Raw genomic sequence first — 22,503 nt, 5'->3', positions numbered from 1 at the left:
CGAATCTCACCATGGCCTCTGGCGACGATACCGATGAGGGCACCGGCAAGAACGCCGGACCTCACCCGATCACCTCACCGTTCAACTGGGGGATCGGCAGCGCGAGCGCGCCTGCACCTGCCGCGCCATCCGCGCCACCCCTGCCACCCGTGCCTCCTGCGTTGATTTCGTCCGTCCCGCCCGAATCCGCGCTGTCCTTCGGGTCGCCGATCGCCGAGCGCCGCCCCGAACCCTATTTCACCTCGGACTCGGATGCCGACCCGGCCTCTCCCATTGACGCGCTTTTTGGCGAGACCCAGTTCAAGGAATACGAGGGTGAGCCGCTGGTCGGACCGGTTCCCACCGGGCTTAACCCATTCGCGACCGCGAGTACGGGGGCAGCGCGAGCGATCGACCCGGCGTCCGCGCATCCGTTAGAAACCCCGACTGCTGCGCCACCTCGTGCTCCCCTGCCCCAATTCTCGAAGAATCAGAAAGTCCCATTCTGGGTGGCAGGCGGTGTGATTGCGCTGCTCGTGTGTGCGGTCATGTTTGCTCTCGGGACGAAGATTTCGGCGGCTCCGGCACCGGTCGCTGCCACGAAGAGTGCCACGCCAAAAGTTACCCCTTCACCGACGCCGTCTTCTGCTCCGTCCGGGCAGGCCGCGGCGGGAGTGCACCTGTGGAGTGCGCTGCGCGGGGGCGAGTGCATCGACCCCTACACGAACCCGTTCCAGCTCAACTACACCGTCGTGGATTGTGCTGCGCCGCATTCAGCCCAGATGGTCTTCCGCAGCACCTTTCCCGGCGAAGCCGCGGCGGCCTATCCAGGGCTCGATGCGCTCCAGTCGCAGATCAATCTGCTGTGCACCGCACCCAGGGTCATCGACCTTGCCACGGCGGGTACCTACAGCGACATCCAGTTCCAGGCGTCCTTTGCGGCGACGACCGAGGAATGGACGAAAGGCCAGCACGACTACTTCTGCTTCGTGAACCGCTCGGGTGGCCAGCCGATCACCGGCACTGTGGCGGGAACCCCAGCGAAATAGAGCGGACTGGTCTCTACGGACCCCGCGTTCCCCCGGGATCATCCTCGTTCGAAATGCAGGACGACAGGTGACGCAAGAGGCGGGTGCGCCTCACCTGCAACACCTGTCACGTTGCGTCCTGCATTTCGAACGGAGAGAACGGAGCGAACGGGGAGAACGGTGAGAACGGAGCGAACGGAGGCGTCAGCTCGCGTGGCTACAGCGGGCGTGGAATGCTCAGATTTCGTCGGACTCGATCGGCTCGGACTCGAGCAGGTCCGCGACACTGTCCAGGATCTCATCGGGGCGGAACGGATACTTGTCGATCTCGGCCTGGTCGCTGATCCCGGTGAGCACGAGAATCGTGTGCAGACCAGCCTCGATGCCGGCGATGATGTCGGTGTCCATGCGGTCACCGATCATGCCCGTGTTTTCCGAGTGCGCACCGATCTTGTTCATGGCCGAGCGGAACATCATCGGGTTCGGCTTGCCCACCACGTACGGCTCCCTGCCCGTGGCCTTGGTGATGAGGGCTGCGACGGCCCCGGTGGCGGGAAGCGGTCCGTCGGCGCTCGGCCCCGTAGCATCCGGATTCGTCACGATGAAGCGCGACCCGGCCACGATGAGTCGGATGGCCTTGGTGATCGCTTCGAAGGAGTAGTTGCGGGTCTCTCCGATCACCACGTAGTCGGGGGACGTCTCGGTCATGATGAAACCGGCCTCGTGCAGGGCAGTGGTGATGCCAGCCTCGCCGATCACGAAGGCCGAGCCACCGGGCATTTGCGAGGCGAGAAAGTCGGCGGTGGCGAGAGCGGAGGTCCAAATGCGGTCCTCTGGCACGTCAAGTCCGGATGCCTTGAGTCGAGCGCTCAGATCACGCGGCGTGAAAATGGAGTTATTGGTGAGCACGAGGTAGGGCTTGCCCTGGTCGCGCCACTGCTGCAACAGGGCGGATGCTCCCGGCACAGGATGGTTCTCATGAACGAGCACCCCGTCCATGTCGGTGAGCCAGCACTCGATTTCGCCGCGATCGATCATGCGCCCATAGTACCGAGCGCGCCTATCCTGAAAGTGAATAGTCCCGTTCGCGAAGGGCGCGGGGATATCGGGGGTGGCGCATGACCGAGGTGCTCGTCGGCTTCGCGATCATCGGATTCATCATCGCCGTGGGGTATCTCGCCGGCCGCCTCGGCATCCTCGGACCCAGCGCCGGATTCGTGCTCAACCGGGTCGCGTTCTTCGTGCTGTCGCCCTGCCTGCTCTTCACCGTGCTCGAATCGGCGACGGTCTCGGTATTGTTCTCTTCTCTCATGGCGGTGTCACTTGTCACGGCTCTCACCGCTTTTGCCGTGTACCTGGCCGTGGCCCGGTTCGTCTGGCACCGTGGGGTGCCGGAGATCGTGGTGGGAGCGCTCGGTGCCGGGTACGTGAATGCGAACAACATCGGCATTCCGGTGGCGGTATATGTGCTCGGGAGCGCCGCCTACTCTGCCCCGGTCGTACTTCTGCAGTTGCTCGTCTTCGCTCCGGTCGCGCTCACGATCCTTGATGTGACCACCACAGGACGCGCGTCGATCGGGCGGATACTGCTGAAGCCACTCACTAATCCGCTCATCATCGGGTCTGCGCTCGGCGTGATCCTGGCGGTGACGGGGTGGCATCCGCCGGCCGCGGTCCTGAAACCGTTCGAACTGCTGGGAGGGGCGGCGGTGCCGGTGGTCTTGCTGGCATTCGGAATGTCACTCCACGGCCAGAAACTGCTGCAAGCGGGCAGCGGGCGGCGGGATGTGCTCGTCGCGTCCGCGATCAAGCTGGTCGGGATGCCATTGGTCGCGTGGCTAGTCGGACGTTTTGTGCTCGGGCTTCAGGGGCATCCGCTGTTCGTGGTCGTGGCGCTCGCCGCTTTGCCGGCGGCCCAGAACGTGTTCAACTATGCGCAGCGCTACAGTCGTGGGGAGATCATCGCCCGCGACACGGTGCTCATCACGACGATCGGGTCGATTCCGGTGCTGATGGTGGTGGCGGCGCTGCTGGGATAGTGCGGGCACGATCTCGGCTGTATCGCTGCGTGTCTTCTCGTTCACCGAGGGTTCGAGCTGCGAGGGTTCGAGCTGCGAGGGTTCGGTCTGCAGGGTTCGAGCTGCGCGGGCTCAAGCTGCGACGGTTCGGTCGGCAGGGTTCGGTCTGCAGGGTTCGATCTGGCGGTTTGGTCTGCGCGGTTCGGTCAGGGTGCCGCGGCGATGCGGGTTGCTGGTTCGGTGATGTATCGGTGTCTGGTGGGGGAGGTCCATTCGAGGTCGCCGTCGCCGAGGTGTTCGACCGTCCACCGGGTGTGGTGTTTCTGGTCGTGGTGTTTCGGGCAGAGGTGGGCAAGATTGTTGTGGTTCGAGGGCCCGTGATACTGCCAATCTTTCGTATGGTCCAGGTCGCAACGCCGGGCCGGGGCACCACATCCGGGCGCCCGGCAGGTTTCGTCCCGCATCCGTAGCCAGGCCCGCAGGTCCGGTGGGATCGTGTACCGGTCACGGCCGAGGGAGAGCACCGCGCCGGTCTCGGGGTGGGTGAGAATTCTCACGAAACCGGGGGCATCAGCGGCAAGGTTCCGGGCGGTATCAAGGTCGATCGGACCGTAACCCTCCAGGACCGCCGGCTCCGTGCCACGGCCGAGGAGGGTGAGCACTGGCACGGTGATCAGCACACGAGCACGGATGCCCCGCCCGAGACCCCGCCGGGAGGAGTGCGCGGCACCGGCTGCAGTACCGGAGTTAGCATCCGACGCGGCATCCGGCGCAGCATCGGGTGCGGTATCGGTTTGGCTGTCGATGAGCAGGTCGCAGAAGATATCGGCCCGCAACTGGGTGAGGGTGCGTCCCTCGTCCGGGCCTTGGAGGTCGGCTGCGATGTCCGTCATGCGGGTGTAGATGGCGTGGGCGTTGACCGCGGGAAGGTAGGCGGTGAGCCAGGCCATGCCATCCCGGGTCGGATCCAACCTCAGCTCACGCTTGTCCCGGCAGTTGCTGTGCCGCACCTCGATGGACTCCGGATGGACCCGCTCCCGCACCATGCGAGCCCGGTGTTCGAACCGGCTCACGGTGAGTTTCAGAGCGAACGGGAGCGCGGACTCCTCGAAGGCCCGGCGGGACTCGGCAGGAAGGGAGTTGGCGTGGTCGATCATCACTTGCGCGTGGCGGTAACTGATCTGTCCCCCGGTGAGGGCGGCCATGGTCGCGGGCAACTCCCGCAGCAGCGACCGGCTCTCTTCGATGAGAGTCTCGGTGCTGCGCTCCGGCAGGCGCAGAGCCGCAGCAAGCTCGCTCACCAAAGACCGCCGGGCCACATGGGCGGCAGACCACCGGCGAACCAGGGACGTGTCCGCAGCCATCAGGGAGGCGGTGGCCTCACTCCAACTGCGGGCCTGGTCGATGAGCGCGGCCCGCGTGGCCGCGGCCCGCGCGATCACCCGGTCGGCCTCGACCACATCGTCGATCAACTCGCCCATCGTGTCGAGAAAACTGGCCGCTAGAGCAGCAGGGAGTGCAACAGACGCTGGAAGTGCAACAGACGCCGGGAGTGCAACAGAAGCTGGGAGCACCGAGGACGCGTTCAGCAGCAGGGAACCCGGCCCGCGATCCAGCCCGGAGGCGGTCGTCGCGGTGGTTTCCATAACCGAATCCCACACCACACCACCGACATTCCGCGCCGATTCAGCCGGGAACCAGAGAACACGTGAGCAGGAATGCTTATGCGAAACTGGGAAGGAGAAGAACGGGCAAGGGACGGCGAATCCCGATACCCTCGCGCGGCGACCCACCCGTCCGGCAGGCTACCCGCCCAGCAGAGCGGCTACCCTCGAGATCGTGCCAGAAGACCCCACCGACAAGCGTGGCGAGACCGCCAATCCCAGCGTCGAGCTCACGACCAACGGCGTCGGCCCGTGGCGGGGCGACCATCCCGACGACCTGCGCTACGACCCCGAGCTTCTCGCGAACGGTGACTCGCGCAACGTCGTCGACCGCTATCGCTACTGGCGGATGGAGGCGATCGTTGCGGATCTCGACGAGTCGCGGCATCCGTTCCAAGTGGCGATCGAGAACTGGCAGCACGACATGAACATCGGGTCGATCGTGCGCAGCGCCAACGCGTTCGGCGCCCACACGGTACATATCATCGGCCGTAAGCGCTGGAACAAGCGGGGCGCCATGGTGACCGACCGCTACCAGCACGTGCTCTACCACCCGGATGTCACGAGCTTCGCTTCCTGGGCGCGGGATGCTTCACTTCCGGTGATCGCCATCGACAACGTGCCCGGTTCGGTGATCATCGAGACCTTCCGCTTTCCTGCCGCCTGCATCCTGCTCTTCGGCCAAGAGGGACCGGGACTCAGCGCGGAGGCGATCGTAGCCGCGGAAGCCATCGTGGAGATCAGCCAGTTCGGCTCCACGCGCAGCCTCAACGCGTCGGCGGCTGCTGCGGTGGCGATGCACGCCTGGGTACTGCAGCACGCGAGCTTCTGACTGAGCAGATCACGCGCCGATCGGCGACGGGCGCAGCTCACGAAGGATCCTGAACCGGCCCTGGCGCATCGCGCCGAGCACCGAGACCACGAGTGAGCCGACCAGCCAGAGCAGCAGTGGCAGGATGGACGACCACACGTTCGAACTCAGTCCGCCGTACATGAGCTGGCGTATGCCGTCAACGGCATGACTCATGGGTAGCGCCTGGTGTAGTGCGGCGAGCGGACCCGGAAGGGTTTGCCACGGAAAGGTGCCACCGGCAGTCACGAGTTGAACGACCATGAAGATGAGGGCGAGAAACTGCCCAACGCTGCCGAGTAGCACGTTGAGCGCCAGGACGATGGCCGCGAAGGTGACGGCAACAAAGGCCATGAAAGCAAGCATTCCGATCGGGTTTGAGACCGGCAGGTGAAGGGCGAGCGTGACGAGGGCGAACAGCGCGACCATCTGAACGACTCCGAGCATGGCCGGTGTGAGCCAGCCCGCCAGCGTGGTGCGGATCGGGCGCCGGACAGCCGTGAGGGCTCGACGGGAGAGTGGGCGCACCAGCAGGAAGAGGGCGTAGATGCCGATCCAGGATGCGAGCGCGAGGAAGAACGGCGCGAGCCCAGCCCCGTAGTTTGCCGCCTGGGTGATCGCGGTCTGCTCCACCGCGATCGGGTTGGCGATGAGATCGGCGGTGGCGTGGCGACCGGCTGCGGTGGTCACGGGCACCGTGCGGGCGGCATCCGAGAGGGAGGATGTGAGAGTCGTCGATCCGCTCGCGAGCTCGCCGACGCCACTGGAAAGGGCGGATGCGCCGGTCGAGAGCTCGCCGGCTCCGCGGGAGAGACTCGCGGCCCCGGTCGATGCCGAGTGCACCGCGGAGGCGAGGGCCGGCGCCGCGGCGCTGAGCGCCGCCGTGCCAGTCGCCAGCTGGGCAGACCCCGCCGCCGCGGCTGTAAGGCTCGGAACCAATTGGGTACTGACCCCCGCCGAGACCTGCGCGGTGGCCGTGGCTAGTCCGGCAAGCTGGGCTGTCACCTGCGCGATCGTCTCCGGAGTCGCCCCCGCGAGCGTCAGCGCGCTGATGATCTGCTGCTGCTGGGTGGCCTGGGGCGCCAGACTCGCGGCGGTGGCCGCCCCCGACTTCAGTGCGGTTCCCGCCAGGGCTCCCATCGCCAGCCCACTGGCGAGGGTGGCCGCGCCGGCCTTCAGCTGTGCAGCCGAGGATGGGAGGCTCGAGGCCTTCGCGTCGAGCTGTGCGAGCCCGCTCGACAGGGATGTCGCTCCACTCGCGAGGGAGGAGGTGCCCGAGCTGAGCGACGCTGCACCGCTCGCGGCAGTGGCCGCGCCATCCGCCAGCCTGCTCGCGCCGTTCTCGGCCTTCACCAGGCCGCCGCGGATGTCGCCGACCGCGTTGAGGAGGGTGATGGATGCCTTTCCACCCACCTCTTTCGCGATCTCGACCCGTACTGCCTCCGCTGCCTGCTTCGCGATCGTCGTAGAGAGGTAACTGTTGGTGTCGTCGGTGGTGAGCTGCAGTTTCGCGCTTCGGGGGCTGTCGCCAGAGGCCGACGCGAGCCGGCTGGAGAAGTCAGCGGGGAAGGTGATGCCGAAGTCGTAGGTGCCGTTCTTCACCCCGGCGGCCGCCTGTGTGGCGGTTACCTCGACCCAGCCGAACTTCTTGCCATTCAGGAGGCTCTTCGCGGCCTTTTCGCCGTAGTTGGTGGCGATTCCGTCGATCGTGGTTCCGGCGTCCTGCATGACGAGCGCCGCGGGCACCCTGTCGAGGCTCGAGTACGGATCCTGGTTGCCCCAGAGGTAGAGCCCGCCGTAGACCAGGGGCACGGTCATGAGCGCAATGAGCGAGGCGATGCCGATTCGGCTGGAGGTGAGACGCGCGAACTCGGCGCGAATGAGAGGAGAGATCTTCACTGCGGGTCGCTTTCGAGAGAATCTGTGGGGGAGGACAGTTCGGGGACTTCTGGCTCGGGCAGCGCGCCGTCCCTGGCACCGAGTGAGACGAGGATTGCGGCAGTGGCATAGTCGGTGACGACGGTCACTGTCACTCCGCGTTCGGCGAGGTCGGCGAGCGGACCGAACCATTGTGAAGGCTCGCCACCATGGCGCTCGGGAGACGTGACGATGATGCCGTCCACTCCGGCGCGCAGCACCGCGAGTTCGCAGAGCACCCGGATGCGGTCGGCTGGCAGCAGAGAGCGCACCGGCAAGGACGCGTATTCGGCGAGGTTATGGTCGGCGAGGAATGCGCGAACCGCCCGGCCAGAGGTGGGGAGCCCCGCGAAGGAGAATTCTTCGGCCACAATGATCTTGAGGGCGATGCCCGCTGTCGGTTCCGCCACGATCGGTGTGTCCACGAGGGCGGAGCGGCGGCGCAACTCGTCGGCATCGTCGCGTCCGTCGACGAGCACACGCCCCGAGTCACAGCGAATGCGACCGGCCAGAAGCATCGAGACCAGCAGGGGCCGCTCATCCGTCTGCACCGCCACGACCACCGGTAGCGGGCCATCGACGATGAGGTCGAGGGCGGGAACTGCAGCGCCGAGGCCGCGGCCGATTGCGGCGCGTTCAAGTTGCACGCGCATCAGTGCCTCAGGCCTGGGTTCGGCTGTGATTCCGGCCAGGCAAGTTCTGGCTTGCTATCGATGAACGCGTCGGCGTCGCGCCACCCGAGGCCGACGATGGCGAGCGTCATCAGCATGGCGAGCCGGTCACCGTCGCGGGCGCTGAGCGGATGCTCCGTCGAGTCCTCCAGCACCACGAGTGCGGTTTCTTCTACCAGGCGGGCGAGTCGCTCGGTCGGCACGTCCCGCCGCATCGAGCCATCCGCCTGCCCCTCGGAGATGGCGGTACGCACATGGAAACGGATGGCTCCGAGAATGTCGGCCGTGTGATGGGCGAGCGAACCGCGCACCGCGACGACCGCAATCACACGCACACTTTCCACCTCGCGCCAGAGCTTCGAGGCAATCAGGGCGAGCCGCGTGAGGGGATCGGGATGACTCACCGACTCCAGGGCGGACGCGACGCGACGCGCGCCCGTGGTCACGAGCTCGAGCAGCAGGTCATCACGGTTGGCAAAGTGCCCATACACCGAGCGGCGGCTGAGCCCAGCTTGGGCGGCGACAGTTTCGAGCGATGCGTTCGGGTCGCGGTTGAAGACGACGCGGGCAGCGGCGAGCAGGGACTCGCGGTTCTCGGCAGAGTCGCGGCGGGGTACCCGCCGCGAAGTGGTAGCAATCATGATCCCATCGTAATAACTTGCACAGTAACGTGCAAGTTATTCGGCGCCCGCGTTCGACGATTATGGCGGTGTGTCCAGCGCTGGCCACGGCGATTCGCAAAAGCGAAGAATTGATAGACTCGGGTCTCATCCCCGTTTGACGTAAGGATCCGCCATGCCCGCGATTGTCCTGATCGGCGCCCAGTGGGGCGATGAAGGCAAAGGCAAGGCCACCGACCTGCTCGGCCCCCGTGTCGACTACGTCGTCAAATTCAACGGCGGCAACAACGCCGGCCATACCGTCGTCGTTGGTGACGAGAAGTACGCGTTGCACCTGTTGCCCTCGGGGATCCTGAGCCCCGGGGTCGTTCCGGTGATCGCAAACGGCGTCGTCGTCGATATCGCTGTGCTGTTCGAAGAGCTCGACGCCCTCAGCAGCCGGGGAGTGGATGTCTCGCGCCTTCTGGTCAGCGCGAACGCCCACGTCATCACGCGGTATCACCGCACCCTCGACAAGGTGACCGAGCGTTTTCTGGGTAAGCGCCAGATCGGTACGACCGGGCGTGGAATCGGCCCAGCATACGCCGACAAGATCAACCGGGTGGGAATACGGGTCCAGGACCTGTTCGATACGAATATCCTGCGTCAGAAGGTCGAGGGAGCCCTCGACAGCAAGAACCACCTCCTCGTGAAGATCTACAACCGGCGTGCCATCAGCGTCGACGAGGTCGTCGATGATCTGCTGTCATATGCGGAGCGGCTTCGCCCGATGGTGGCCGACACGGGACTCGTGCTCAACCAGGCGCTCGACGCCGGAAAGACGGTGCTGTTCGAGGGCGGCCAGGCGACGATGCTGGATGTCGACCACGGAACGTATCCGTTTGTGACGTCGTCGAGCTCGACGAGTGGTGGCGCAGCAACAGGATCCGGCGTGGCTCCGAATCGAATGCATCGCGTGATCGCGGTCGTCAAGGCGTACACGACGCGGGTCGGATCGGGGCCATTCCCGACCGAGTTGCTCGATGCATCCGGAGAATTCCTGCGCATGAACGGTGCCGAGTTCGGCACGACGACCGGCCGACCGCGACGGTGCGGCTGGTACGACGCGCCCGTCGCCCGCTACTCGGCGCGCATCAACGGGGTCACCGACTTTGTACTCACCAAACTCGATGTGCTCACCGGGCTCGAGCGTATCCCGGTCTGCGTCGCCTATGACGTCGACGGCGTGCGGGTCGATGAGATGCCGGTGTCGCAGTCGGACTTCCACCATGCCGTGCCCATCTACGAGGAGTTTACCGGCTGGACCGAGGACATCACGGGCATCCGGATATTCGACGACCTGCCGAAGAATGCGCGCGACTACGTGCTCGCCCTCGAGAAAATGAGTGGTGCACGCATTTCGGCTATCGGCGTCGGCCCCGACCGTGAGGCTATCGTGGTGCGCCACGACCTCTTGGGCTGAACGATGACCGCAGAAATGGCAGTGCAGAAGGCGCCATTCGGTCGCCGGTTTCTTCGCGCCTGCCTGTCACTATTTCGCCCTGTCATCGCCTTGAACTATGCGGCTGGTGCCCAGACCCGGGTTTCCACCGAGGCACCGGATGACGCCCCCTACGGCCTCATCGAGGGGCCGCGCGTTCTGCATCTCCTCGTCGTTGGCGGGCTTAGCGGATCGTCAATCGGCGTGCAGAGCTTTGAACTCGGTGTCGCCCACCAGTTCGCCGAAAACCTCGCCCGCGCTACCGGTCGGGGGGTCGAATGGGAGTCTCTCGCGCCAGGCCGGCCACGGCTCCCGGGCATCGCGGCTTCGGTGCGCGGGCTCGACGGGTTGGGCAGCTTCGACTTCATCGTGCTCTCGCCAGGTGTCATGGATGTGCTCTCCTTCGCTCCCCTGCGGCTCTGGCGTCAGGAACTTGAGCGCCTTCTCGTGTTTCTCGCCGAAAAGACTTCTTCCCGGGCGAGAGTTTTGGTGACCGGCATCCCTGAGGTTTCCGGCTATGCGCAGGTCGGACCGATGATTAGTAGCATTCTGAGTGACGATTCACGCCGATTTTCGGCGGCGGTGGCTGAGGCGTGCGCCCGAACACCGAAGGTGGAATTCGTGGAGATGCCACCGGTGGAAAAGTCAGATTTCGTCGGCGGAGCATTTAACTACGCCAGCCACTACCGTCGCTGGGGAGTCTTTCTTGCGTCTAGGGCCACTGCCCAGCTCGGTTGATTCGCGAACGGCACACTGCCGCTTGCGCCCGCCGGTATCCGACACTGCGACGCAGTTGGAGCCGATTCGCCTTCATGGCGCACCCGATAGGAGAAAGCTCAGAACCGTGCACGACAGCACCCCGAACGACAGCGCACCGCACGGCCTCGTCGAATTCGGATCCACCGGGCTCCGTGTCTCCGCGCTCTGTCTGGGCACCTCGTCCTGGGGACCGGCGCGCACCGGCGAATCGGCAGCGGGGGTCGATTCCCGGATCGCCTGTCTCGGCGATGCGTTCTTCTCCGGGGCGGCCCCGATCAACTACATCGACACCTCCAACGAATACGGAGGCGAGCTCTCCGAGTCGCTCATCGGGAGGGCGATCGAACGCGCCGGCGGCATCCCGCACGGTTTCGTACTTCAGACCAAGCTCGATCGTGACGCCAGTGGGGACTTCAGCGGCGATCGAATGTGGCGTTCCCTCGAGGAGTCGCAGCAGAAACTCGGCATCGATCGCTTTCCGGTGCTCTACCTCCACGATCCCGAGAGCATCGGGTTCGAGGCATCCATGGCACCGGGTGGTCCGGTGGAGGCGCTCGTCGCGATGAAGGAACGCGGATTCGCCGACCACATCGGTATCTCCGGAGGGCCGGTCGACATGCTTCAGCAATTCGTCGAAACCGATGTCTTCGAGGCGCTCATCACCCATAATCGCTTCACCCTCATCGACCGCACCGCCTCCGGGCTCTTCGACGCCGCGACCAGCCGTCGGATGGGGATCAACAATGCCGCTCCCTACGGCGGAGGGATTCTTACCGGGGAGGCTCGCTTTCGTGGAACCTACGCGTACCGGGCGATCCGACCGGCAGAGCAGCACGCGGTCGATCGAATCACGGGGCTGTGCGCAGAAGCCGGCGTATCCCTTGCGGCGGCGGCTCTCCAGTTCAGCCTCCGCGAGCCACGCATCCACAGCACAATCGTCGGAGTCTCGAGCCTGGATGGACTCGAACGCGCCATCGTCGAATCCCAGGTGCCCATTGCCGATGAACTCTGGGCGCAGATCGATTCGGCACTCACCGACTGATCGTCAGGCGGCCGACTGTCAGACCACGCTCGGTCAGACCACGCTCGGTCAGACCACGCTGAAGCCCTCGGCGAGCGGGGCTCGCCCGGTGAGGGCAAGCAGCAGGGTTTCGCCGGATCCGCGTCGGGCAGCCACGGCAGCGGCAAGCGTCACGGCATCCTCGATAACGGGCTCTGGCATGGAGTGGGGGAGTCCGGCCGCCCGCGAGAGATCGATCGTGTGCACCACGAGTTCGAAAACCCGTGTGCGCAAGTACTCGCTGAGGCGGATGCCCATCCCTCCGATCGACACGATGCGGTTCGCCGGCTGGGACTCGATCGCCGCCGTCGCACGAGCGAGGGCAGCGGACACCTGGGCGACCGGATCGTCGCCGAGCCATTCGCCGGCCTCGACACCGCGGGCGGCGACGGCTGCGTCATCGGTGAAGGTGAGGTAGACGGTGGAGTAGTAGGCCTCGGCGGTGGCGATGGTCACGTCGCCCGGTTCCTCCTGCGCCAAGTAGTTCTCCACGGTGAGGATGGCTCGGGCCGTGTGCCCAGCGAGGCTGCGCACGGTCCACGACCCGAGGCCGGGCTCGGACCATTGCTCGTCGGGGATCTGGCCGAGCAGGCGCACGAACCCGGCGGCCGAACTGAGGAACAGGGCGGTGTTGGTCATTCCTGCATTATTCACCCGTGACTCCGATTAGCAATCACCGTGGCCATGCCGCACCCGCTCAGACTAATCGCGTGACTGCGACGCGCCCGGTGCCCACCACCATCCCCGGCCGATCCGTGCGACTGCAGCCGGTGCAGCGCGCGCATCTGCCGGCGCTATTTCTGGCGATCGGTCATCCGGTGGTCTTCGCGGGCGGATACGGCGGTGGAGCCTCGGGCTACCGCGGTAAATGCTGAGGTCACGCTCCTGCTTCTTGGCTTCGCCTTCGAGCACGGTTTCGGCCGAGTGAAGATCCAGGCGGATGCTCTCAACGAGCGGTCCCGCGCGGCCATTGGCGGCATCGGTGCGACCTCTGAGGGCATCGTGAGGGGTGATCTCCCCGAAGCGGATGGCAGCTGGCGCGACAGCGCGGTCTTCTCCACCATCGTGGCCGACTGGCCGACTGGCCGACTGGACGACTGGCCGACTGGCCGACTGGACGACTGGCCGACTGGCCGCGGGTGCGGGCCGTCCTCGAGGCGAAACTCGAACGCTACGGTGACCGACCCATGCTCTTTCGCATCCGCCCAGCCTGGCGGGATACCGTGTCGAGTCCTCACCACGGGTACCCTCAGAACATGTCCGACACTGTTGATCCCGCCGCTCAGCTCCTGAGTCTCCGCCAGAGCATCGACAACGTGGATGCCGCCCTCGTGCATCTCCTCGCCGAGCGCTTCAAGTTCACCCAGCAGGTGGGGCGGCTCAAGGCATCCAGTGGACTGCCGGCAGCCGATCCTGGCCGCGAACTCGAGCAGATTACGAAGCTGAAGGCTCTGGCATCCGAGTCCCACCTCGATCCCGCGTTCGGCGAGAAGTTCCTTGGCTTCATCATCGCCGAGGTCATCCATCAGCACGAGCAGATCGCCAGTACCGGCACCATCGAGACGCACCCGGCATGACCTGGGACCCGCGCCACCTCCCCTCCCAGGCCGGCAAGACCTTTGTCGTCACCGGCGGTAACGCGGGCATCGGTTACTTCATCAGCGAGCAACTCGCTGCCGCCGGTGGCCGGGTGGTCATTGCGTGCCGCAGCGCTAAAAGGGCGGATGCCGCGATCGCCGCGATCCGCCGTCGCATTCCCGCGGCCGAGCTCGAGCACGTCACGCTCGATCTCTCGTCCTACGAATCGGTGCGCGCCGCCGCGGCATCTCTGGCTGGCCGGCATATCGACGCGATCATCGAGAACGCCGGCGTCATCATGCCGAGCAGACACCGCGAAATCACCGTGGACGGCAACGAGCGGATGTTCGGCACCAACCATCTCGGGCACTTCCTGCTCACCGCGCTGCTGTATCCGACGCTGGCGGCGACCCCGGGGGCCCGTGTCGTCACAATGGGCAGTGGGGCGACCCGCCTCACAAGGCCGCGCCTGGACGATCTGCAGAGTGAGAAACAGTTCTCTCCGTTTGCCGTCTACGGTTGGTCAAAGCACGCCACGCAGGCCTTCGGCTTCGAGCTGGATCGTCGGCTACGTGCCGTGCGCAGTCCCGTCATCGCGCTGGTCGCGCATCCGGGCGGTGCCCAGGACGGCAATAGTCCCACTCGCCCCGGCGTGATGGAGCCGTCGACACGGGCTCGCATCCTCGCCAAGCTCCGCTTCTTCACGGGTGGTGGCAAAGAAACGGCGGCGTGGTCCGCCGTTCGGGCGGCCACCGATCCGGAGGCCATCGGCGGAGAGTACTGGGGCCCGCGGGGAGGTCTCACCGGCCCTCCCGTGCGGCAGAAGCCCGTGGCATCCAGCAGTCGTGCGACATTCGGAGCGGCACTCTGGACTGCCTCGGAGAAACTCGTCGGGCAGAAGTTCCCGGTCTAGGTCGCCGATGTGGGTGGCAGTGGGGGTGGCACCCGAGCACGCTGAACATCAGTCAACCCGCGGATGCCCCGAAATTCTGCTGTTGAGCGGCCACTTGTGCGAAAAACTGATGGTGAGCGAAAGGCAGAGGCGCCGCAGCTCAGTATCCGACGACCGGCCCGAAGTGCCGTGCGAGCGTGCCGCGATGGGTTTCACGCAGCTCTTCGAGCGTGAGCGTGAACTGGTCCTGCACCTCGAGGTCCGTTCCATCCGTCACTCCCACGCGCAGGAAGGGCACCCCACGTCCCTCGCAGAGGCCGATGAACCGCACATCATCTTCGCGCGGAACCGAAACGATCATCCTGGCTCCGGACTCGCTGAAGAACGCAGCCGTCGCGTCGATGTCGTCCCGCTCCACGAGCTCAGTGATCCACAGTCGTGCACCGACGCCAAAGCGCAGCACCGACTCGGAGACCGCCTGAATGAGCCCGCCGTCGGAAAGATCGTGGGCAGAGGCGATGATGTTCTGCTCTGACCCCGACCTGATCAGCCCGGCGAGAGCCTGCTCTGCGGCGAAATCGACGATCGGCGGACGACCGCCAAGATGGGAGTGGATGACTCCAGCCCAGGCCGATCCGTCGAGCTCGTCGCGCGTCGTGCCGAGCAGGTAGATGTTGTTGCCCTCATCCTGCCAGCCGCTCGGGATGCGGTCGGCCACGTCGTCGATCACACCGAGCACGGCCACGACCGGGGTCGGGTGGATCGGCACGTCGCCGGTCTGGTTGTAGAACGAGACGTTGCCACCGGTGACGGGGATCTCGAGCTCGAGGCATCCATCCGCCAGGCCTTCGACGGCCTTCGAGAACTGCCACATGACCTCGGGATTTTCCGGGCTGCCGAAGTTGAGGCAGTCGCTCACGGCGACCGGAGTCGCACCCGTGACAGCCACGTTGCGGAACGCCTCGGCGAGGGCGAGCTGCGCTCCGCGGTACGGATCGAGGTACGCGTAGCGGCCGTTCGCGTCGGTCGCGACGGCGAATCCGAGGCCAGATTCCTCGTCGATGCGCACCATGCCGCCGTCATCCGGGAAGGACAGCGCGGTGTTGCCCATGACGTAGTGGTCGTATTGGTTGGTGATCCAGTCTTTGGAGGCGAGATTGCCGCTTCCGAGCAGGGCAAGGGCTTCGGCGCGCAAGTCGAGAGGCACGCTGGCACGGGGCAACGATGACGCGGAATCGGCCTGTAGCGCATCGATCCAGGCTGGGTAGGAAACGGGCCGTTCGTACACCGGCCCGTCCACCGCGACCGTGCGTGGCAGCACATTGACAATTTGCTCGCCATGCCAGTTGATGATGAGGCGACCGGTGTCAGTGACCTCCCCGAGCACGGAAGTCTCGACATCCCACTTCTCGACGACGGCCAGGAATCCCGCGAGCTTGTCGGGGGTGACGATCGCCATCATGCGCTCCTGCGACTCCGACATGAGGATCTCCTCGGCGGTCAATGTCGGGTCGCGCAGCAACACCTTCTCGAGTTCGATGAACATTCCGCCGTCGCCATTACTCGCGAGCTCGCTCGTCGCGCAACTGATGCCGGCGGCGCCGAGGTCCTGGATGCCTTCGACGAGGTCGTTCGCGAACAACTCGAGGCAGCACTCGATGAGCACTTTTTCGGCGAAGGGGTCACCCACCTGCACGGCAGGCCGCTTGGTCGGGCCTCCCTCGGAGAACGAATCCGAAGCAAGGATGGATGCCCCGCCGATGCCGTCTCCGCCGGTGCGGGCGCCGAACAGCACCACTTTGTTGCCAACGCCACGAGCGTTCGCGAGGTGCAGGTCTTCGTGACGCAGCACACCGACGGCCAGCGCATTGACCAGCGGATTGGCCTGGTAGACCGAGTCGAACCACGTCTCACCACCGATGTTGGGCAGGCCGAGGCAATTGCCGTAGAAGGAGATTCCGGCGACGACCCCGTGCACGACCCGCGCCGTGTCCGGGTCGTCGATCGCGCCGAAGCGGAGGGCATCCATCACCGCGACCGGACGAGCACCCATCGAGATGATGTCGCGCACAATCCCGCCGACACCGGTCGCGGCGCCCTGGAACGGCTCGATATAGGAGGGATGATTGTGGCTCTCGATCTTGAAGGTCACGGCCCAGCCCTGTCCGACATCCACTACCCCGGCGTTCTCACCCATGCCCACCATCAGGTTCTCGCGCATCTTGGGTGTGGTCTTGTCACCGAATTGACGGAGGTAGATTTTCGACGATTTGTAGGAGCAGTGCTCGCTCCACATCACCGAATACATCGCGAGCTCACCGCTGGTTGGGCGCCGGCCGAGGATCTCGCGGATGGCGAGGTACTCGTCGTGCTTCAGGCCGAGCGCGGCGTAGGGCTGTTCTTTATCGGGGGTGGCCGCAGCGTTCGACACGGTGTCAGCGGCAGAGATTTTAGGGGTGCTCACGGGCGCTAGGACTCCTGGATCGAGGGCGTGCCGGAAGCCCCAATTCTATCCGTGCGGCCCCACGCGTGCGTGCCGCTGCGCGTGCCGACCGCCCCACGCGCCGCGACCCCGCGCCACGACCCTGCGCCGCGACCCTGCATGCACCGCGACCCCGCGCGCACCGCGACCCTGCGTGCGCCGCGACCCTGCGTGCACCGCGACCCTGCGCGCGCCCCGCGACCCTGCGTGCGCCGCGACCCTGCGCGCACCGCGACCCTGCGCGCACCGCGACCCCGCGTCCCCATCCGCGTGCCAGCGAGATGCCGATTTCCGTCTCAAATTTCAGGTCATGCAACAGAAAGTGGCATGTCGATTGAGGAACGCGGGCGAGAAGGAGCGAACGCGGCCGAGAAGGGCGCGAACGCGGGCGAACGGGCGCAAACGCGCACGCACGGGCATGCGCGACGTGGCCGAGGAGGTCACGCAGTCCAGCCGCCGGCGTGCAGCGCACTGCGCACTCTCTGCACCGTGGCCTCCGGGGTCGCGAAGAGGCCGCCAGCCCGCACTTTCACCACTCGCCAGTCCGCCGCGATGAAACGTTCCCAGCGAATGATGTCTTTCTCATATTGGGCTTTGTTCGACCGGTGCTGGTCACCGTCGTATTCCACCACTGTACGAAAGTTGGCGTAGACGAGATCCGCACGCCCGAGCCACCGGCCCATGTCATCCCTCACCTCGCGGTTTGGCTGCGGTTCGGGCAGTCCCGCTCGCTGGAGCAACAGCCGCAGCAGTGTTTCCGGCCGGGACTCGGCTCCTTGACGCACCAGATCACAAGCGGATGCCGCACGCGCCGCTCCCCGTCCGTGAAACTTCTTAACCGCAGCGCCCAGTTCCTCGATAGATGTGTGTGGGCGGATGTCCCGCGGGTCGAGCTGATACGGATCGAGTACGAGGTGGTCAGCGGCAACCACAAGCTCATCCAGGCTGACGACGGAGGCGATCGCCAGCCAAGTCGAGACCGGGTCGGACGTCGGAAAACCTGCCCTCATCACGATTTTCGATGCCGGGTCGGCATGATGACCAACTACGCCCCGCCGCCGCGGAGCCCGGGCGTTCTGGGTCGCCGAGACGTGGAGGGGCTCGTCGGGCTCCGCCCGCAGTGGGCAGCCCCATAGTCGGGCGGCCGTGAGATGGCTGAAGAAGTGGTGAGGACCGAGCACCGGTACGTACTCCGCGCAGCGATGCATGGTGGCGTCGGCGCTGCCGGCGCCCAGGGAATCGGCGCCAGCGCTGCTGGCGCCAGCGCCTGAACGAGTCACCCGAACGCCGGCATGCGGCCGAATCAGATCCGCGCTCCGCAGCCGTTCCGGGCCGACACCGGCTTGCCGTGCCTGCGTGATCGAGAAGGGCGCGCCCGCCAGCTCGGGTGGTAAGTCGACTCGACGGGGAGACATCCGCTCATGCTGCCCGAAACCGGGCAGTGGCATCCGGATCCATCCACAGCCGAGGGCATTGGGGTGCCGCGCGCGAACACTCCACACGAGATGCCACTTTCGGTCCCAACCGTGCAGCTATGGAACGGAAAGTGGCATCTCAGGGTTCTCTCATACGGGGGATTCTTCACTTTGCCCTGAAGGTGAATGCGCCTACCGTTGGCCAAATGTCGGACTGGAAATCATGGATCGGGCTTGGCGTCGCCGTGCTCATCGCCCTCGCCGCCGTAGTCGTAGTCGTGGCGATCACCTCGGTGGCAGCGCGGCTCACCGCCCGCCGGGAAAGCTGGGCGCGCGCGCTGATCCTGCGGGCGCGGCTTCCGTATCGCTTACTCCTCGTCGTGGTTGCCGGATGGATCGCGGTTCACTTCACCCTGCCGAAGGCGGCGCCGCTCGGCACCGTCGACCACGGGTTCCTGATCGCTACGATCGCCGCGGGCACCTGGCTGGTCGCTGCCCTCGTCAACTTCGGACTGGGGCTTGCGACCGGCCGATACAGAACGGATGTCGCGGACAACAAGCGCGCCCGTCGCGTCCAGACGCAGATCGCGATCGTGCGTCGACTCGCGAGTGTCGTGATCGTTATCGTTGGCATCGCGTCCGTCCTGCTCACCTTCCCGGGGGTCCAGGCCGTGGGCACGAGCGTGCTCGCGTCGGCGGGAGTGGTGTCGATCGTCGCCGGACTCGCGGCGCAGTCCACCCTCGCCAACGTGTTCGCCGGCATCCAGCTCGCCTTCAGCGATGCCATCCGGGTGGATGACGTGGTGATCGTCGAGAAGGAGTGGGGCCGAATCGAGGAGATCACCCTCACCTATGTGGTGGTGCACATCTGGGACGACCGGCGGCTGGTGCTGCCCTCCACCCACTTCACGAACACCCCGTTCGAGAACTGGACGAGACACTCGAGCGAGCTTCTCGGCTCGGTGGAGTTCGACCTCGACTGGCAGGCGAGTCCGTCGCAGATGCGGGATCGACTCGACCTGATCCTCGCCGAGACCCCGCTCTGGGACGGCCGCACCGGGGTGCTGCAGGTGACGGATGCCGTTGGCGGCTTCGTGCGCATCCGGGTGCTCGTGTCCGCGATTGATGCCCCGACCCTCTTTGATTTGCGCTGTCACGTGCGCGAACAGCTGGTGCAGTGGCTTCACGAGACGGATGTCGCGGCCCTGCCCCGCACGCGCATCCAGTCGATGGAGAACCCGCCACGTGCTCGTGCATCCTCCGTGCCAGTGACCACCGGTCAGATCGGACTCTTCACCGGTACGCCGGAGGCCGAGGAGCGGGCCAGCCACTTCACCGGCACGGTGCCGGTAGTCGATCCGGACGGCTCGTGATCAACCAACGGCGGCGCGCCGTGCGCACGCGTGCCCGCCCGCGCAAAACCCTCGGCGGCAGCCCCCCCACGCACGCCATGCAGCGATTACTCTTCGAGCCAGAAGAATCCCATGTTGCGACGACCGCCTGAAATCGTCCGCCTCCATCGGACGCCTCTTCAGGCTCCCAGCCGGACCTAATAGCGAGGTTCTCTTGCACGAACGGTCCCGCTCTGGCGGGCGGTCTGAGGGCCGGGACTCGCGGGGATCGCGACTCATTCGCGCAGAGTTCGTGTGGTGCTGGTGACGGGTCCCGCAGGGCCGTCGTTTTCACCCACTGCGGCGACACCCTCGAGACAGTGCATCGCTGTCGAGTGAGGATGCGTCACGGTGTCATTTCCCCCGCCGCGACCGAGATGCCGCCGACCACGCGCCGCACCGCATCGACGTCTCCGGTGATGAGTTGCGCACTGGCGGCAGCTGCGATGGGCATCGTGCCTGCGAACAGAGCGACGAGCGAACCGGGGTCAGCAGCGACCACGGCATCAGGGCGCTCATCCGATCCACTGGGCGTGACCCGAATCACGCCAGCATCCACGATGATGTCGCATCCATCAACGACGGTCCCGACACGTACGACCTGCCGCTGAGCTGTGGGACTGTTGTCTCGACACAGGGCGCGGAGCGGTAGCAACAACCAGTGCGCACGGAAGGACTCCTGCGGCATCGGGGAGCCCATGAGTGGTGCGCCCCACTTGATGAACTCGCGCACGACACCCTCGAGTGCTGCGCCACGATCGGTCAGGGAAAACACCACCGCGTTCGCGGGGCGGGGCAGATTCGCGCGCCGCACCAGGTTGGCATCCTCCATGTCGCGGAGCCTGCCGGCCAGCAGGTTCGTCGCAATCCCCGGGAGACCGCGTTGTAGGTCCGCGTAGCGGCATTCTCCCAGCGACAGCAGCTCGCGCACGATCAGGAGCGTCCACCGGTCACCGACCAAATCGAGTCCTCGCGCCAGCGCGCAGTACTGGCCATATGTTTTCACGACATCAGGCTATCAAAGCACTTGACTTAATCAAGCGCACACTTGAGGATATCAACCAATATCCATCTCTGAATGTCCGGAGGAACCATGACGACCATCGACGAATCGCCCACTCTTCGCACCTACTACAGCATCCTCACTGGCGGTGCCGATCTGTACCAGGATGGGCGCGACCTCCTCCCGTTGCTCGCGGACGACTTTGTGTTCGATGGACCGATCTCCGGCCGGATGGCGGGCGGCATCCGCTTCACGCACGGGGTGCGAGGTTTCATCGATTCGGTCCGCAGCATCACGATCCTTCAGGCCGTTGTCACCTCGGCAGGGGCGGCGGTGCTCTACGACGCCGAACTCCCCAGCGGAACCATCCGTTTCTCCGAGTTCTTCGAATTCGACGGCGACAAAATCCGCGAACTCCGCATCCAGTACAACGCAGCCGACTACCGAGCAAGCGGCGGCAACTAGAGAAGTAAGCCCTGGCGATTCCGCCGCTATCTGATTGCCAGCCCCGGAGGGTATGCCGGTGCCGGTGGCTTCAGCGGATCGAAAGAGCGGGGAGTAGAAGGCGAACCGGGCGATGGTCGAACGCGACCATCGCCTGATGCGACAGGGCGGACGTCACACGACGCGAGCTGAAACTGCGCGTCAGGCGGAGACGAGCGCCGCGATCGCGCTCGTGAAGACGGTGAGCCCGTCGGTGCCATTGCGCATTGCGAGCGCGGTATCCGGGCCGAAACCCTCCTCGGACGCGTGCTCCGGGTGGGGCATCAGGCCGACGACGTTCCCGCGGGCATTCGAGATTCCGGCGATGTCGTTGAGCGATCCGTTCGGGTTGACCTCGAGGTAGCGGAAGACCACGCGGCCGTCGCCTTCGAGGCGAGCGATGGTCTCGGCGTCGGCGATGAATCCGCCCTCGCCGTTCTTCAGTGGCACGGTGATCTCGGCACCGCTCTCGAAGCCACCGGTCCAGGCCGTTGAAGCGTTTTCGACCCGTAGCTTCTGGTCACGGCAGATGAAGCTGCCGTGGTCGTTGCGAATGAGACCGCCCTCGAGCAGGTGCGCTTCGGTGAGCATCTGGAATCCGTTACAGATGCCGAGCACTGGCATGCCTTTCGCCGCCGCATCGATGACTTCGGCCATGATCGGGGAGAGTGAGGCGATGGCGCCGCAGCGCAGGTAGTCACCGTAGCTGAAGCCGCCGGGCAGCACGATCGCATCGACGCCCTCGAGCGAGTGCGAGCCGTGCCAGAGGGCGACCGGGGTTGCACCGGCGAGTCGCACGGCGCGCTGGGCGTCCCGGTCGTCGAGAGACCCTGGGAAGGTGATGACTCCGATGGAGGTCATGAGCCGGTCACGGTCGGAACTGTCGTGATCGACACCACGTCTTCGATCACGGAGTTGGAAAACATGTCCTCCGCGAGTCGAGTGACCTCGGCGAGCACGGCATCCGTGACTTCGTCCACCGTCACCTCGAAGCGCTTGCCGATGCGCACGCCGGCGATACCGGCCGTGCCGAGGCGATGGAGGGCACCGGCGACAGCCTTGCCCTGGGGGTCGAGAAGCTCGGGCTTCGGCATGACCTCGACGACGATTACGGGCACGAGACACTCCATGAGTTCGCCGGTTGGTGGATGTCTTCAGCTTACCGGAGACACGTAGCGCACCCTCTGCGCAAGCCCCACGCCAGATCCGTTCG

The 22,503-nt window shown here is 65.7% G+C and carries 23 protein-coding genes; 12 read left to right on the top strand and 11 right to left on the bottom strand.

What is annotated here, in order from left to right; genetic code table 11:
• The first annotated feature begins 11 nt into the window (after nt 1–11).
• The gene (locus tag RCH11_RS14840; protein ID WP_327057794.1) at nt 12–1,028 is read left to right on the top strand and encodes a hypothetical protein; all 1,017 of its coding nucleotides are present in this window, start codon (nt 12–14) and stop codon (nt 1,026–1,028) included.
• A gap of 216 nt (nt 1,029–1,244) precedes the next feature.
• Here RCH11_RS14840 and RCH11_RS14835 read toward each other — a convergent pair whose 3' ends face one another.
• Nucleotides 1,245–2,045, bottom strand: a complete 801-nt coding sequence (locus RCH11_RS14835) for an HAD-IIA family hydrolase (RefSeq protein ID WP_327057793.1) — start codon at nt 2,043–2,045, stop codon at nt 1,245–1,247.
• Between the two features lie 80 nt (nt 2,046–2,125).
• Between RCH11_RS14835 and RCH11_RS14830 the strand changes: the two genes are divergently transcribed.
• The gene (locus RCH11_RS14830; RefSeq protein ID WP_327057792.1) at nt 2,126–3,046 is read left to right on the top strand and encodes an AEC family transporter; all 921 of its coding nucleotides are present in this window, start codon (nt 2,126–2,128) and stop codon (nt 3,044–3,046) included.
• A gap of 185 nt (nt 3,047–3,231) precedes the next feature.
• On the opposite strand, the gene RCH11_RS14825 is transcribed toward RCH11_RS14830, so the two are convergent.
• Nucleotides 3,232–4,671 carry an HNH endonuclease signature motif containing protein gene (locus tag RCH11_RS14825; RefSeq protein ID WP_327057791.1) on the bottom strand — a complete coding sequence of 480 codons (1,440 nt, stop codon included), beginning with the start codon at nt 4,669–4,671 and terminating at the stop codon, nt 3,232–3,234.
• 193 nt (nt 4,672–4,864) lie between these two features.
• Here RCH11_RS14825 and RCH11_RS14820 point away from each other — a divergent pair, with 193 nt between their 5' ends.
• Entirely contained in the window at nt 4,865–5,521 is a 657-nt protein-coding gene (locus tag RCH11_RS14820) for a TrmH family RNA methyltransferase (RefSeq protein ID WP_327057790.1), read from the top strand.
• A 9-nt stretch (nt 5,522–5,530) separates the two neighbouring features.
• On the opposite strand, the gene RCH11_RS14815 is transcribed toward RCH11_RS14820, so the two are convergent.
• The 3 genes from RCH11_RS14815 to RCH11_RS14805 are packed head-to-tail and all read right to left on the bottom strand — an operon-like array spanning nt 5,531 to nt 8,768.
• Entirely contained in the window at nt 5,531–7,438 is a 1,908-nt protein-coding gene (locus RCH11_RS14815) for a YhgE/Pip domain-containing protein (RefSeq protein ID WP_327057789.1), read from the bottom strand.
• Complete coding sequence (locus RCH11_RS14810; protein WP_327057788.1) at nt 7,435–8,103, bottom strand: hypothetical protein; 669 nt, start codon at nt 8,101–8,103, stop codon at nt 7,435–7,437. The genes RCH11_RS14815 and RCH11_RS14810 overlap by 4 nt, the downstream gene beginning before the upstream one ends.
• A 5-nt stretch (nt 8,104–8,108) precedes the next feature.
• Entirely contained in the window at nt 8,109–8,768 is a 660-nt protein-coding gene (locus tag RCH11_RS14805) for a TetR/AcrR family transcriptional regulator (protein WP_327057787.1), read from the bottom strand.
• A 154-nt stretch (nt 8,769–8,922) separates the two neighbouring features.
• Between RCH11_RS14805 and RCH11_RS14800 the strand changes: the two genes are divergently transcribed.
• The 3 genes from RCH11_RS14800 (at nt 8,923) to RCH11_RS14790 (ending at nt 12,028) form a co-directional block, all read left to right on the top strand.
• Nucleotides 8,923–10,209 carry an adenylosuccinate synthase gene (locus RCH11_RS14800; RefSeq protein ID WP_327057786.1) on the top strand — a complete coding sequence of 429 codons (1,287 nt, stop codon included), beginning with the start codon at nt 8,923–8,925 and terminating at the stop codon, nt 10,207–10,209.
• A 15-nt stretch (nt 10,210–10,224) separates the two neighbouring features.
• Nucleotides 10,225–10,965 (top strand): hypothetical protein, encoded by a 741-nt coding sequence (locus tag RCH11_RS14795; protein ID WP_327057785.1) that lies wholly within the window; start codon nt 10,225–10,227, stop codon nt 10,963–10,965.
• A gap of 106 nt (nt 10,966–11,071) precedes the next feature.
• A complete protein-coding gene (locus tag RCH11_RS14790) occupies nt 11,072–12,028 on the top strand; it encodes an aldo/keto reductase (protein ID WP_327057784.1) in 957 nt (318 codons plus the stop codon).
• Nucleotides 12,029–12,076: 48 nt separating this feature from the next.
• Here the strand turns inward: RCH11_RS14790 and RCH11_RS14785 are convergent, their stop codons facing one another.
• The gene (locus RCH11_RS14785) at nt 12,077–12,685 is read right to left on the bottom strand and encodes a maleylpyruvate isomerase family mycothiol-dependent enzyme (RefSeq protein ID WP_327057783.1); all 609 of its coding nucleotides are present in this window, start codon (nt 12,683–12,685) and stop codon (nt 12,077–12,079) included.
• 71 nt (nt 12,686–12,756) lie between these two features.
• Between RCH11_RS14785 and RCH11_RS14780 the strand changes: the two genes are divergently transcribed.
• From RCH11_RS14780 to RCH11_RS14765, 4 genes are read left to right on the top strand one after another with little or no spacing between them, the layout of a single operon-like run.
• Complete coding sequence (locus tag RCH11_RS14780; RefSeq protein WP_327057782.1) at nt 12,757–12,921, top strand: hypothetical protein; 165 nt, start codon at nt 12,757–12,759, stop codon at nt 12,919–12,921.
• Nucleotides 12,890–13,339 carry a GNAT family N-acetyltransferase gene (locus RCH11_RS14775; RefSeq protein WP_327057781.1) on the top strand — a complete coding sequence of 150 codons (450 nt, stop codon included), beginning with the start codon at nt 12,890–12,892 and terminating at the stop codon, nt 13,337–13,339. Before RCH11_RS14780 ends, RCH11_RS14775 begins: the two co-directional genes overlap by 32 nt.
• A complete protein-coding gene (locus RCH11_RS14770; RefSeq protein WP_327057780.1) occupies nt 13,303–13,623 on the top strand; it encodes a chorismate mutase in 321 nt (106 codons plus the stop codon). The genes RCH11_RS14775 and RCH11_RS14770 overlap by 37 nt, the downstream gene beginning before the upstream one ends.
• Complete coding sequence (locus RCH11_RS14765; protein WP_327057779.1) at nt 13,620–14,537, top strand: SDR family NAD(P)-dependent oxidoreductase; 918 nt, start codon at nt 13,620–13,622, stop codon at nt 14,535–14,537. The genes RCH11_RS14770 and RCH11_RS14765 overlap by 4 nt, the downstream gene beginning before the upstream one ends.
• 139 nt (nt 14,538–14,676) lie before the next feature.
• Here the strand turns inward: RCH11_RS14765 and purL are convergent, their stop codons facing one another.
• Both purL and RCH11_RS14755 read right to left on the bottom strand, forming a co-directional pair.
• Nucleotides 14,677–16,980 (bottom strand): phosphoribosylformylglycinamidine synthase subunit PurL, encoded by a 2,304-nt coding sequence (gene purL, locus RCH11_RS14760; RefSeq protein WP_327057778.1) that lies wholly within the window; start codon nt 16,978–16,980, stop codon nt 14,677–14,679.
• Between the two features lie 458 nt (nt 16,981–17,438).
• Nucleotides 17,439–18,413 carry an endonuclease domain-containing protein gene (locus RCH11_RS14755; protein ID WP_327057777.1) on the bottom strand — a complete coding sequence of 325 codons (975 nt, stop codon included), beginning with the start codon at nt 18,411–18,413 and terminating at the stop codon, nt 17,439–17,441.
• Between the two features lie 206 nt (nt 18,414–18,619).
• Here RCH11_RS14755 and RCH11_RS14750 point away from each other — a divergent pair, with 206 nt between their 5' ends.
• Nucleotides 18,620–19,786, top strand: a complete 1,167-nt coding sequence (locus RCH11_RS14750) for a mechanosensitive ion channel family protein (protein WP_327057776.1) — start codon at nt 18,620–18,622, stop codon at nt 19,784–19,786.
• 364 nt (nt 19,787–20,150) lie between these two features.
• On the opposite strand, the gene RCH11_RS14745 is transcribed toward RCH11_RS14750, so the two are convergent.
• The gene (locus tag RCH11_RS14745; protein WP_327057775.1) at nt 20,151–20,810 is read right to left on the bottom strand and encodes a winged helix-turn-helix transcriptional regulator; all 660 of its coding nucleotides are present in this window, start codon (nt 20,808–20,810) and stop codon (nt 20,151–20,153) included.
• 72 nt (nt 20,811–20,882) lie between these two features.
• On the opposite strand from RCH11_RS14745, the gene RCH11_RS14740 reads away from it, so the two are divergent.
• On the top strand, nt 20,883–21,272 hold the full coding sequence (locus RCH11_RS14740; RefSeq protein ID WP_327057774.1) for a hypothetical protein: 390 nt from the start codon (nt 20,883–20,885) through the stop codon (nt 21,270–21,272).
• A gap of 180 nt (nt 21,273–21,452) precedes the next feature.
• Here the strand turns inward: RCH11_RS14740 and purQ are convergent, their stop codons facing one another.
• Both purQ and purS read right to left on the bottom strand, forming a co-directional pair.
• Nucleotides 21,453–22,151, bottom strand: coding sequence for a phosphoribosylformylglycinamidine synthase subunit PurQ (gene purQ / locus RCH11_RS14735; RefSeq protein WP_327057773.1), 699 nt, complete (start codon nt 22,149–22,151; stop codon nt 21,453–21,455).
• Complete coding sequence (gene purS, locus RCH11_RS14730; RefSeq protein WP_327057772.1) at nt 22,148–22,408, bottom strand: phosphoribosylformylglycinamidine synthase subunit PurS; 261 nt, start codon at nt 22,406–22,408, stop codon at nt 22,148–22,150. The genes purQ and purS overlap by 4 nt, the downstream gene beginning before the upstream one ends.
• Nucleotides 22,409–22,503: the final 95 nt, after the last annotated feature.

Origin of the sequence: Glaciihabitans sp. GrIS 2.15 (genome assembly GCF_035984695.1) — a bacterium.
In the GTDB taxonomy this organism is placed as follows: domain Bacteria; phylum Actinomycetota; class Actinomycetes; order Actinomycetales; family Microbacteriaceae; genus Lacisediminihabitans.
The sequence above is the reverse complement of the archived record's forward strand: the minus strand, read 5'-3'. Positions and strand labels throughout refer to the sequence as shown.